Here is a 10,948-nt window from a genome sequence, read left to right as displayed (position 1 = left end):
GGTGACCTGGGCCATCATCCGCCCCGTCAGCCCTTCGCCTTCGGACGGTTTGCGGGCGGTGACGTAGTTGACCACCCCGCCGGTGGCGCCGATGCCCTGGATGGCGTTGGAGCCGAAGATGACCTCGACCCGGTCGATGAAGAAGGGATCGATGGTGTAGCCGTCGCGGCTGTCGTCACGCAGCGGCGTCGACTGCGGCACCCCGTCCACCAGATAGAGCGGCGAGCGCCCGCGCAAAGTCTCGCCGAAGCCTGACAGCTTCTGTCGCGTCGGCGAGAAAGAGGGGACCAGGGCCGCCACCGTATCGACGGCAGAGGCGGCCAGGGCTGTCTGCTGGGTGATCGCCTCGGCGTCGAGGATTTCCACCGTCGCGGCAATGGCCGATCGAGGGGTCTCGAACCGGGAAGCAGTGACGATGACTTCGTCGAGGGTCGCGGCCTCCTGCGCCTTGGCGGGAAGTGCGGCAAAGAGCAGCGGCAGGAGGGCGACGGTAGCCAGCAGGCGAGGGGACATGAAGCGCTTCGAAACAAGGGAGAAGGAGAGCGGGCGTCTGACCACAAGTGTACTTGCGAGTCAATCTCACTATCATTCTCAATTGGTCGCGGGCTCTCACTCTCGCCTTGTCCGCTTACGGCGGAAATCTGGTTCGACCTCCGCTCGCCCTCCGCCCCCAAACCCCCTATCTCCGACCGATGCGCCTGCGTGTCGTCGATCTTGAAACCTCCGGCGGGGACCGGTCCGCCGAGATCCTCGAGGTCGGAATCGTCGATGTGACGCCCGACGGCGCCGGCGGTTGGGTCGCGGCGCCGCCGGTGACGAAGCTGTTCCGGCCGCGTGGGGAGATCTCGTTTCACGCCATGGCGGTGCATCATCTGACGCCCGAGCATTTCTGCGACGACGATCCGCACTGCGACGAATACCGACTGCGGGAGATGTTCCTGCCGACGCCGGCCGACGTCATGGTGGCGCATTCGGCGCGGTTCGAGCGGGGGTTCATCGCCGATACGGCGCATGGCGGCCTGCCGTGGATCTGCACCGTGCGCTCGGCCAAGAACGTCTGGCCCGAGGCGCCGGGGCATTCGAATCAGGTGCTGCGATACTGGCGGGGGCTGCGGCTGGACCCGGCCTTGGCCGATCCGGCGCACCGGGCGGGGCCGGACGCCTGGGTGACGGCGCATCTGCTGATCGACCTGCTCAAGGTCGCCACGGTCGATCAGATGCTGGCCTGGACGAACGAGCCGCGGCGGCTGGAGCGGATTCCGTTCGGCAAACATCGCGGGCGGCCGTGGGCCGAACCGCCGGATGATTATCTGCGCTGGATGGCAGGGCAGGGGGATATGGACGCCGATGTCGTGGCCGCCGCGCGACAGGAGCTGGACCGTCGCGTCACGGCTCTAGCCGGGGCCTCCGACGCGGGCTAAACCAGCCCATCGGGCCCGCCTTTTCGGAGTATTCAGCTTGAAGATCGCCGAACGCTGGTTCGTGATGGCGGGCGTGGCCCTGCTGGGCGGGATCGCCCTGGCCGGGCTGATCGTGGCCATCTATGCAGCCTGGCTGTTCCATGACCTGCCCGACGCCTCAGAGCTGGCCGACTACCGGCCGGCGACGGCGACGCGGGTCTATGCCGGCGACGGGACGCTGATCGGGGAGTTCTCTGACGAGCGTCGCATCTATGTGCCGTATGAGCAGATCCCCCTGCCGGTGATCCAGGCGTTTCTGGCGGCCGAGGATCGCAACTTCTTCAACCACGGCGGCATCGACGTGGGCGGCCTGGGGCGGGCCATGTTCAAGAACATCTTCAACGCCGCCACCGGGCGGCGGCTTGAGGGCGGCTCGACCATCACCCAGCAGGTGGCCAAGAACGTCCTGCTGACCAATGAGAGCAGCATCAACCGCAAGGTCAAGGAAGCCATCCTGGCCAACCGGCTGGAAGCGACGCTGACGAAACAGCAGATCATGGAGCTGTATCTCAACGAGATTTTCCTCGGCTATCGCTCGTATGGCGTGGCGGCGGCGGCCTATAACTATTTCGGCAAGTCGCTGAGCCAGCTGACGCCGGACGAGGCGGCCTTCCTGGCGGCCCTGCCCAAGGGGCCGAACAACTATCACCCCAAACGCCACCCCGAGGCCGCGCTGGGCCGCCGCAACTGGGTGCTGGGGGAGATGAACCAGAACGGCTTCATCAATGACGCCCAGCTGGCCACGGCGCTGGCCCGCCCGCTGGCCGCGCAGGACGCGCCGCGCCGGGCGGCCTACGCCGACGCCGACTTCTTCGTCGAGGAGGCGCGGCGCCGGGCCATCGCCCAGTTCGGCCAGGAGGAGGTCAATCGCGGCGGCTACTATATGCGCACGACGCTGGATCCGACCCTGCAGTCGGCGGCGCGCGACGCCCTGATGCGTGGGCTGGAAAACTATGACCGGCGGCACGGCTGGCGCGGGCCCTGGGGCACCACCGATTTCGCCGAGGGCTGGCGCGAGACCGCCGTGCGCGGCGTGCGCCCGCCCGAGCGCCGGGCCTGGGAGGCGGCGGCGGTCGAATCCGTCTCGGGCAACAACGTCCGCATCCGCACCGCGCGCGACAACCGCGCGGGCGCGCTGATCACCGCCGACGCGGCCTGGGCCAACGCCAATCGGCAGCTGCGGCGCGGCGACCTGATCTTCGTCGAGCCGCGCGGCGGCCAGTACGCCCTGAAACAGGTGCCCGCTGTGAACGGGGCGCTGGTGGCGATCGAGCCGCAGTCCGGGCGGGTGCTGGCCATGGTCGGGGGCTATTCCTACGCCCTGTCCAGCTTCAACCGCGCCACCCAGGCGAACCGTCAGCCGGGCTCGGCCTTCAAGCCCTTCGTCTATGCGACAGCGCTGGAGGGCGATTATACGCCGGCCTCGATCGTGCTGGACGCGCCGATCAGCTTCGCCGGTGGGCGCAACGGCGAACGCTGGACGCCCGAGAACTACAGCCGCGAATACTACGGGCCGCAGAGCCTGCGGCGCGGGCTGGAGCTGTCGCGCAACGTCATGACCGTGCGGCTGGCCCAGGACATCGGCATGCGAAATGTCGTCGACCTCGCCAGGAAGATGGGCGTCTCCGACACCCTGCAGCCGAACCTGTCGGTGTCGCTGGGTGCGGGCGAGACCACGCCCTATCGCCTGACGGCGGCCTATGCGGCCTTCGTCAACGGCGGGCGGCGGGTCGATCCCTATCTGATCGAGCTGGTCCAGGACCGCGACGGCGACACCATCTTCCGTGCCGATCCGCGCCGCTGCCGTGACTGCGGCCGGGCCTTCAGCGGCCAGGAGTCGCCGCGGCTAGAGCAGCGCGGGACCCAGGTGATCGATCCGATCACCGCCTATCAGATCAGCTCCATGCTGGAAGGCGTGATCCAGCGCGGCACCGGCGCCAGCGCCCGCGGTCTGGGCCGCTGGGTCGGGGGCAAGACCGGCACGACCAATGAGTATCGTTCCGCCTGGTTCGTCGGCTTCTCGTCCGATATCGTGGTCGGGGTGTTCATCGGCTTTGACGACAACCGGCCGCTGGGCGGGGGCGAGACAGGCGCGACCGGGCCGGTGCCGGTGTTCACAGAGTTCATGCAGGCCGCCCTGCGCGAACGCCCGGCGCGGCCGTTCGTGCGGCCCCGCAACGCGGTGTTCCGGACCGTGAACGGCATCGAGGAGGCCTTCCGCCCCGGCACCGAACGCCGCCGCCAGGAGGAGGCCCCCGCGCAGGAGATCCCGACGGGCCCGCAGAACTACAATGAGGTGGTCCGTCGCGAGGAGGAGGAGGCGGCCGGCCTGCCGCCTTCAACCGCGCCCGCCCCGCCCGCGACTCCGACGCCGCCGAAGAAGGAGCCGGCGGAGGATTTGAGCGGACTGTACTGAGGCAGCAGGCAACAGGCAGCAGGCAACGGCCGGACTGAGTTGCCGTCTGGCGGCGGACGCCTTCCGTCAATCCTGCTGCCTGTTGCCTGACTCCTGTTGCCTCCGGCCCTTCCCCTTTCCCCCGGCGCGCTCTATGTCCGCGCCTCACTTTCGTATCGCAGGAGTTCGCGATGAGACCGGATGTCGAGGCCATGAAGGCCGACATCGAGCAGAGCATCGCTCTGCTCAGGAGGCGTCTTTGACTGGGATGTCGCGCTTCGAAAACTGGATGAGCTGAACGCGCGGGTCGAGGACCCGACGCTGTGGAACGACCCCGAGGCGGCCCAGGCCGTGTCGCGCGACCGCGCCCGGCTCGAGGCCCAGATCAACACCGTCCGCGAGATGGAGACCGGTCTGGAGGAGGGCGTCATGCTCGCCGAGATGGCCGACGAGGAGGGCGATGAGCCCACGCTCGAAGAGGCGCGCGCCTCGCTGAAGGCGATCAAGGACCGCGCCGGCCGCGCCGAGCTGGAGGCCCTGCTGTCCGGCGAGGCCGACGGCAATGACGCCTATCTGGAAGTGAACTCCGGCGCCGGCGGGACGGAGTCGTGCGACTGGGCCGGGATGTTGCTGCGGATGTATTCGCGCTGGGCGAAGGCCCACGGATACGAGGTAGAGCTGGAGGCGTCGGAAGACGGCGACCAGGCCGGCATCAAATCGGCGACCATTCTGATCACCGGGCCCAACGCCTATGGCTGGCTGAAGTCGGAATCGGGGGTGCACCGGCTGGTGCGGATCAGCCCCTATGATGCGGCGGCCAAGCGGCATACGTCCTTCGCCTCGATCGGGGTCTCGCCGGTGGTCGACGACGCCATCGAGATCGACATCAATCCGTCGGACGTGCGCACCGACACCTACCGCGCCTCGGGCTCGGGCGGTCAGCATATCAACAAGACGGACTCGGCGGTGCGGCTGACGCACATTCCGACCAACACCGTGGTGGCCTGTCAGGCCGGCCGGTCGCAGCACCAGAACCGCGAACAGGCGTGGAAAATGCTGCGGGCGCGTCTGTACGAACTGGAACTGCAACGGCGCGAGGCGGCGGCCCAGGCCGTGGCCGACGCCAAGACCGACATCGGCTGGGGCCACCAGATCCGGTCCTACGTCCTGCAGCCCTATCAGATGGTCAAGGACCTGCGGACCAACGTCGAGACCTCGGATACGCAAGGCGTGCTGGACGGGGATCTGGACCTGTTCATGGGCGCGGCGCTGGCCGCGCGGGTCGGCGAGACGCGCGGATCGACCGTCGAATAGAAAAAGGCCCCGGAGCGATCCGGGGCCTTTTGTCTTTCAGGCGTCCCGTAAGGTCAGGACGGGCCCTTCATGTCGATGATCTGCGGCGCCGGCTCCGGCGCGGCCGGGCGCGGGGCGGGTGTCGGAGCGGGCGCCTCGCGGCGGCCTTGCAGGACGCGGCCCTGGAAATAGGCGCCGATGTCGATCGACATCTGTTCGGCTGTGATGTCGCCGTCGACATAGGCGGTGGCGATCAGCTTGACCTGTTTGCCCGAGATGCCGCCGACGACGCGGCCGCGGACCTCGACATAGTCGGCCGAGACATTGCCCTCGACCGCGCCGGTCTCGCCGACGATCAGTCGGCCGACGCGGACGTCGCCCTTGATCGAGCCGTCGATCTGCAGGTCGCCGCCGCCCGTGATGCCGCCTTCGAACTGGAGGTCCGACGACAGGGTCGACAGACCGCGCGCGCTGGCGGCCGGGGCCGGACGGGCAGCGGACGCCGCAGGACCGCCCGGCGTGGGCAGATCAGGCAGCGGCGGGATGGATGAACCGTTGTCAGCGCGGGGCTGGGGCGACGGGGCGGGGGATTTAGTCTTGTTGAACAAGTTGGTCTCCGGCTCTCATGAAGCGGGCGGGGTTCTGGGGTCGGCCGTTCATCCACACTTCGTAGTGCAGATGCACGCCCGTGGAGCGTCCTGTGGTTCCCATGGCGCCGACCCGCTGACCGAGATTGATCCGCTGACCGGGCAGGACGGCCGTGGCGTTCAGGTGGGCGTATCGCGTCTTGAAACCGCGTCCATGATCTATCTCAACGGTGTTGCCATACCCTGAACGCACGCCGACGAAAGACACGATCCCGGGAGCCGGGGCGTAGATGGGCGTGTTCAGCGGCGCGGCGAAATCCTGACCCTGATGCAGGGCCGGGCGGCCGTTGAACGGGTCGAAGCGGACGCCAAAGCCCGAGGTGGTGCGCGCCGGCGTGGGGCGGCGGAAGGGCATGCTCTCGGCGGCATTCGCCAGGGAGCGCATGTCCGACAGATTGTCGGCGGCGTGGCGGATGCGGACGGCGAAGGCCTCGTCGACATCGAGCACGGCGGCCAGGGCCCGCGGGTCGCGCGCTTCGACCAGCGGCCCGCCGAGGGCCGAGCCCGTCGGGGTGTAGGCCGCCGGGTTGAGGCCGGCGAGGCGGAAGGCCAGACGCAGCCGCTCGGCGCGGGTCTGGGCCTCGGTCTCGGCCCGGGCGATCAGGCGCTCCTGGTCCATGCGCACGGCGATCATGCGCTGGACGGGCGTGGACCGGCTGGCGCTGAGGGCGGGGGCCGGGCGCAGCGCTTGCTCGGCGCCCTCGACGCCGCGGAACATGCCCATGACCTGGGTCAGGGCCGCGTGGCGGCGCTCGACCATCTGGGCCATTTCATCGAGCGAGCCGGTGGTCGCGGTCATGCGCACCACGGCGCTGTCAAGCCGGGCCTGCAGGTCGGCGTTCATGCGTTCGGAGGCGGCGCGGGCGCGGGCGACGGTCCGGTCGGACTGGCTCTGCGCCACCATGTCGAAGACCAGGCTGCCCGAGGCCACCGCGGTCCATCCGCCCAGCAAGACGGCGGCGACGGCGCCCATCGCCTGTTTGCCGGGCGTCAGCGCCCAGGCGCGGACGGCGTCGCCATCACGCAGATACAGGTATCGGGTCGGAAACCACTTTCCCAGCAGAGACCGCCTGACAGTCGGTTCTCGTTCGGTCATCACGCAACGCCCCCACGTACGACGACGGGTTATGCGCCAAGGTACAGCTTGGGTACAAGTCTGTTCACGACTTGTTAACCATCCTGCCCGGTCTTCACGCGAATAACAGCGGTATTCGCATCCTATTTTCGCTTGTGGGGCGAGTTCGCGAATCTGGAACTGTGGTTCGCGAACCTGACCGGACTCTCGGCGAATCTATGAAACGCCGGTTTCAACGTCCAAGGCGTCAATCGATCAGCACTCAGATCGACTGAACCGCCGCCAGGACTTCGGCCGCATGGCCCTTGACCGAGACCTTGCGCCAGACGCGGCGGACCACGCCCGCGCCGTCGATCAGGAAGGTGGCGCGCTCGATGCCCATGTATTCGCGGCCGTAGAGCTTCTTCTCGACCCAGACGCCGAAGGCCTCGGTGACGTCCTCGGGTTCGTCCGAGGCGAGGATGACCTTCAGGTCGTATTTGGCCTTGAAGCGGTCGAGCTTCTTCACCGGATCGCGCGAGACGCCGATGACGGTTGCGCCGGCCTTGTCGAAGTCCGCGATCAGGGCGGAGAAATCCTGGCCCTCGGTGGTGCAGCCGGGGGTGTCGGCCTTGGGATAGAAATACAGGACGACGGTGCGGCCCTTGAGCCCGTCGAGGGACACGCGGCCGCCGTCGGCCGTGGCCATGTCGAACATGGGGGCTTTCGAGCCTTCGGTGATTTCGGTCATGTTGGGCCTTCAGACAGGGCGAACGAGAACGATCTTCTTCTTGCCGGCGGCCAGTTTCAGCACGCCGTCGGCATTGACGTCGGACGCCTCGATCAGCCGGGCGCCGTCGGCGATGGCCGCGTCGTTCAGGCGCAGGCCGCCGCCCTGGGCGAGACGACGGGCCTCGCCATTGGAGGCGGTCAGCCCGGCCTTGGTCGTGACGGCGGCGATCATGGCGCCGATGACTTCGTCCGCCGGCAGTTCGACGGTGGGCAGGTCCGCCGACAGCGTGCCGCGTTCGAAGGCCCCTTCGGCGGCGGCGCGGGCCGTCGCGGCCGCCTCGGCGCCGTGCAGCATGGTGGTCGCCGCGTCGGCCAGGGTCTTCTTGGCGTCATTGATGCCGGCGCCTTCCAGCGCCTCCAGGCGGGCGATCTCGTCGAGCGGCAGATCGGTGAACAGGCGCAGGAATTTGCCGACGTCGGCGTCGTCGACGTTGCGCCAGAACTGCCAGTAGTCATACGGCGACAGCTGCTCGGCGTTCAGCCAGACCGCGCCCTGGGCCGTCTTGCCCATCTTGCCGCCCGAGGCGGTGGTCAGCAGGGGCGTGGTCAGGCCGAAGGCGGCCTTCTGGTCGACGCGGCGGACCAGGTCGACGCCCGAGACGATGTTGCCCCACTGGTCCGAGCCGCCCATCTGCAGGGTGCAGCCGCGGGCGCGGTTGAGCTCGAGGAAGTCCACCGACTGCATCAGCATGTAGTTGAACTCGAGGAAGGTCATGGGCTGTTCGCGTTCCAGCCGCAGCTTGACCGAGTCGAAGGCTAGCATCCGGTTGATGGTGAAATGCGTGCCGTATTCGCGCAGGAATTCGACATAGCCGTAGGTCGACAGCCACTGGTCGTTGTCGAGCAGGATGGCGTCGGTCGGGCCGTCGCCGAAGGTGAGGAATTTCTCGAACACCGTCTTGATGGAGGCGATGTTGGACTGGATGGTGTCGTCGGTCAGCTGGGGGCGCGAGGCGTCCTTGCCGGTCGGGTCGCCGACCTTGGTGGTGCCGCCGCCCATCAGGACGATGGGCTTGCCGCCCGCCTGCTGGAGCCGGCGCAGCATCATGATCTGGATCAGGCTGCCGACGTGCAGGGAGGGCGCGGTGGCGTCGAAGCCGATGTAGCCGGTGACCACGCCGGCGTCGGCCGCGGCGTCGAGCTCGGCCGGGTGGGTGATCTGATGGATGTAGCCACGCGCCTGAAGGGTTTTCAGGAAGTCGGACTTGAAGGCGGTCTCGGTCATGGCGGCTCCGTTAGCAGGGATGCCGGCGGGCGTCATGGGAGTTTGCGCGCCGGTGTAGGCGGCGCGTGGGTTCGCTGGCCGCTCGTCAGATCGAGAGGCGGTAATACAGGCCGGTGGCGATGGCGCGGGCGAACATGGTCCTGTCGGTAGCCGCCGCCTTTGACCGGCGTCAAGGGCGCGCTATCGAAGGAGAATGCTGGTCACGCTCAAGCCGCACCCGGAGACGCCGGGACCCGCGATCGGGATCGCCGTCGAGGTTCTGCGTCCGAGAACGCCGGCCGTCGCGCTGCGCTACGTCCTGTCCGGCGAGGTGTCCCGGGTCGTCCTGCCCGCTTCCGTCCGGCCCTCGCGGGCCCACGAGCTGTGGCGGACGACCTGTTTCGAGGCCTTCATAGAGAAAGCCGGCGGCGGCTACTGCGAACTCAACCTTTCCCCGACGGGGATGTGGGCGGCCTATGATTTCACCGGCTATCGGGAAGGCATGCACAGTCACGCGGGCGTCGAGAAGCGCGACCCCCGGCGGGTGCAGGACGAGACGAGCTTCAGCCTGGCCGGCACCTTCGATCTGGATCGGGTGATGGGCGACCAGCCAAGGCCATGGCGCATGGGCCTGTCGGCGGTCATTGAGGATATCGACGGCGGCATCTCCTATTGGGCCCTGGCCCATCCGCCGGGTAAGCCAGACTTCCACCATCCCGACTCGTTCGCCCTGACCCTGCCGCCTCCGGAGCCCGCATGAAATTCGGCATCGACCGCCTGCTGTCCGAGCCCGAGCTGCGCGCCGCGCTGAAGGGCCGCCGCGTCGCCCTGCTGGGGCATCCGGCCTCGGTGACGGCGGACCTGACGCATTCGCTGGATGCGCTGATGGCCTGTCCTGACCTGAACGTCACGGCGGCCTTCGGGCCGCAGCACGGCATGCGGGGCGACCTGCAGGACAATATGATGGAGAGCCCGGACTTCACCGATCCGCGGCACGGCATCCCGGTGTTCAGTCTCTATGGCGAGGTGCGGCGGCCGAGCGGGCAGGCGATGGGGACGTTCGACGTCCTGCTGGTCGACATGCAGGATCTCGGCTGCCGCATCTACACTTTCGTGACGACGCTGCTCTATGTGCTGGAAGAGTCGGCGAAGCACGGCAAGGCGGTCTGGGTGCTGGACCGCCCCAACCCCGCGGGGCGGCCGGTGGAGGGCACGACCCTGTTGCCGGGCTGGGAGAGCTTCGTCGGGGCCGGGCCGATGCCCATGCGGCACGGCATGACCCTGGGCGAGATGGGCCGGTGGTTCATCGACCATTTCAAGCTGGATGTGGAATACCGCGTCATCGAGATGGAGGGCTGGGCGCCCGATCAGGGGCCGGGCTTCGGCTGGCCGATCGGCCAGCGCAGCTGGATCAACCCGAGCCCGAACGCCGCGAACCTGAGCATGGCGCGGGCCTATGCCGGGACGGTCATGCTGGAGGGGACGACCCTGTCCGAGGGCCGCGGCACGACCCGGCCTCTGGAGTTGTTCGGGGCCCCGGACATCGACGCGCGCGCGGTGATCGCCGAGATGCAGGCGTTCGCGCCGCAATGGCTGCAGGGCTGCGTCCTGCGCGACTGCTGGTTCGAGCCGACCTTCCACAAGCATGTCGGCACGCTGTGCAACGGGGTGCAGATCCACGTCGACGACCCGGCCTATGACCACGCGAGGTTCAAGCCGTGGCGGCTGCAGGCGCTGGGGTTCAAGGCGATCCGGCGGCTGTATCCGGACTACGCCCTGTGGCGGGACTTCCCGTACGAATACGTCTTCGACAAGCTGGCCATCGATGTGATCAACGGCGGGCCGGGGTTGCGGGAGTGGGTCGACGATGCGGCGGCCACCCCGGCCGGTCTGGAGGCGCTGGCCGGGCCGGATGAGGCGGCTTGGGTGGAGCTGCGGCGGCCGTATCTGCTGTATTGAGCTATCAAATATCCGCTCATCCCGGCGAAAGCCGGGACCCAGTGCTTTGGGTGAGCGGTCTATGCGATTTCGCAGGCCGACAGTCCTGAAACGCCAGCGTCAAGCTGGACAGGACTGGGTCCCGACTTTCGCCGGAATGAGCGG

Annotated in this window: 10 protein-coding genes; 5 read left to right on the top strand and 5 right to left on the bottom strand. The window is 68.2% G+C overall.

What is annotated here, in order from left to right; translation table 11 throughout:
* The coding region (locus tag B2742_RS07670; protein ID WP_292064684.1) for a TonB-dependent receptor plug domain-containing protein at positions 1–513 on the bottom strand (513 nt) is incomplete at its 3' end.
* A gap of 179 nt (positions 514–692) precedes the next feature.
* Between B2742_RS07670 and B2742_RS07665 the strand changes: the two genes are divergently transcribed.
* The 3 genes from B2742_RS07665 (at position 693) to prfB (ending at position 5,169) form a co-directional block, all read left to right on the top strand.
* Complete coding sequence (locus tag B2742_RS07665) at positions 693–1,421, top strand: DUF3820 family protein (protein ID WP_292064681.1); 729 nt, start codon at positions 693–695, stop codon at positions 1,419–1,421.
* 64 nt (positions 1,422–1,485) lie between these two features.
* Entirely contained in the window at positions 1,486–3,876 is a 2,391-nt protein-coding gene (locus B2742_RS07660; protein ID WP_292064731.1) for a penicillin-binding protein 1A, read from the top strand.
* A 170-nt stretch (positions 3,877–4,046) separates the two neighbouring features.
* A protein-coding gene (gene prfB, locus B2742_RS07655; RefSeq protein ID WP_292064679.1) for a peptide chain release factor 2 occupies positions 4,047–5,169 on the top strand; the annotation gives its coding sequence in 2 pieces (ribosomal slippage) (positions 4,047–4,115 and positions 4,117–5,169; 1,122 coding nt in all).
* 53 nt (positions 5,170–5,222) lie between these two features.
* On the opposite strand, the gene B2742_RS07650 is transcribed toward prfB, so the two are convergent.
* The 4 genes from B2742_RS07650 to tyrS all read right to left on the bottom strand — a co-directional run bounded on the left by B2742_RS07650 (position 5,223) and on the right by tyrS (position 8,902).
* Positions 5,223–5,756 (bottom strand): bactofilin family protein, encoded by a 534-nt coding sequence (locus B2742_RS07650; RefSeq protein ID WP_292064677.1) that lies wholly within the window; start codon positions 5,754–5,756, stop codon positions 5,223–5,225.
* Positions 5,740–6,891, bottom strand: a complete 1,152-nt coding sequence (locus tag B2742_RS07645) for a peptidoglycan DD-metalloendopeptidase family protein (protein ID WP_292064675.1) — start codon at positions 6,889–6,891, stop codon at positions 5,740–5,742. The genes B2742_RS07650 and B2742_RS07645 overlap by 17 nt, the downstream gene beginning before the upstream one ends.
* A gap of 241 nt (positions 6,892–7,132) precedes the next feature.
* Positions 7,133–7,600, bottom strand: a complete 468-nt coding sequence (gene bcp / locus B2742_RS07640) for a thioredoxin-dependent thiol peroxidase (protein ID WP_292064673.1) — start codon at positions 7,598–7,600, stop codon at positions 7,133–7,135.
* A 9-nt stretch (positions 7,601–7,609) separates the two neighbouring features.
* A complete protein-coding gene (gene tyrS, locus B2742_RS07635; RefSeq protein ID WP_292064672.1) occupies positions 7,610–8,902 on the bottom strand; it encodes a tyrosine--tRNA ligase in 1,293 nt (430 codons plus the stop codon).
* 157 nt (positions 8,903–9,059) lie between these two features.
* Between tyrS and B2742_RS07630 the strand changes: the two genes are divergently transcribed.
* The gene (locus B2742_RS07630) at positions 9,060–9,605 is read left to right on the top strand and encodes a DOMON-like domain-containing protein (protein WP_292064669.1); all 546 of its coding nucleotides are present in this window, start codon (positions 9,060–9,062) and stop codon (positions 9,603–9,605) included.
* Positions 9,602–10,804: an exo-beta-N-acetylmuramidase NamZ family protein gene (locus B2742_RS07625; RefSeq protein ID WP_292064665.1), complete on the top strand. Its 1,203-nt coding sequence runs from the start codon at positions 9,602–9,604 to the stop codon at positions 10,802–10,804. The genes B2742_RS07630 and B2742_RS07625 overlap by 4 nt, the downstream gene beginning before the upstream one ends.
* Positions 10,805–10,948 lie beyond the last annotated feature (144 nt).

The sequence above is a fragment of the Brevundimonas sp. UBA7664 genome, assembly GCF_002483305.1.
Classification (GTDB): Bacteria; Pseudomonadota; Alphaproteobacteria; order Caulobacterales; family Caulobacteraceae; genus Brevundimonas.
The sequence above is the reverse complement of the archived record's forward strand: the minus strand, read 5'-3'. Positions and strand labels throughout refer to the sequence as shown.

What these genes read in the sequence shown, in the direction of transcription:
- B2742_RS07665 (WP_292064681.1), top strand. Translation starts at nt 693, where the DNA reads ATGCGCCTGCGTGTCGTCGATCTTGAAACCTCCGGCGGGGACCGGTCC.
- B2742_RS07660 (WP_292064731.1), top strand. Translation starts at nt 1,486, where the DNA reads ATGGCGGGCGTGGCCCTGCTGGGCGGGATCGCCCTGGCCGGGCTGATC.
- B2742_RS07645 (WP_292064675.1), bottom strand. Translation starts at nt 6,891, where the DNA reads ATGACCGAACGAGAACCGACTGTCAGGCGGTCTCTGCTGGGAAAGTGG.
- bcp (WP_292064673.1), bottom strand. Translation starts at nt 7,600, where the DNA reads ATGACCGAAATCACCGAAGGCTCGAAAGCCCCCATGTTCGACATGGCC.
- tyrS (WP_292064672.1), bottom strand. Translation starts at nt 8,902, where the DNA reads ATGACGCCCGCCGGCATCCCTGCTAACGGAGCCGCCATGACCGAGACC.
- B2742_RS07630 (WP_292064669.1), top strand. Translation starts at nt 9,060, where the DNA reads ATGCTGGTCACGCTCAAGCCGCACCCGGAGACGCCGGGACCCGCGATC.
- B2742_RS07625 (WP_292064665.1), top strand. Translation starts at nt 9,602, where the DNA reads ATGAAATTCGGCATCGACCGCCTGCTGTCCGAGCCCGAGCTGCGCGCC.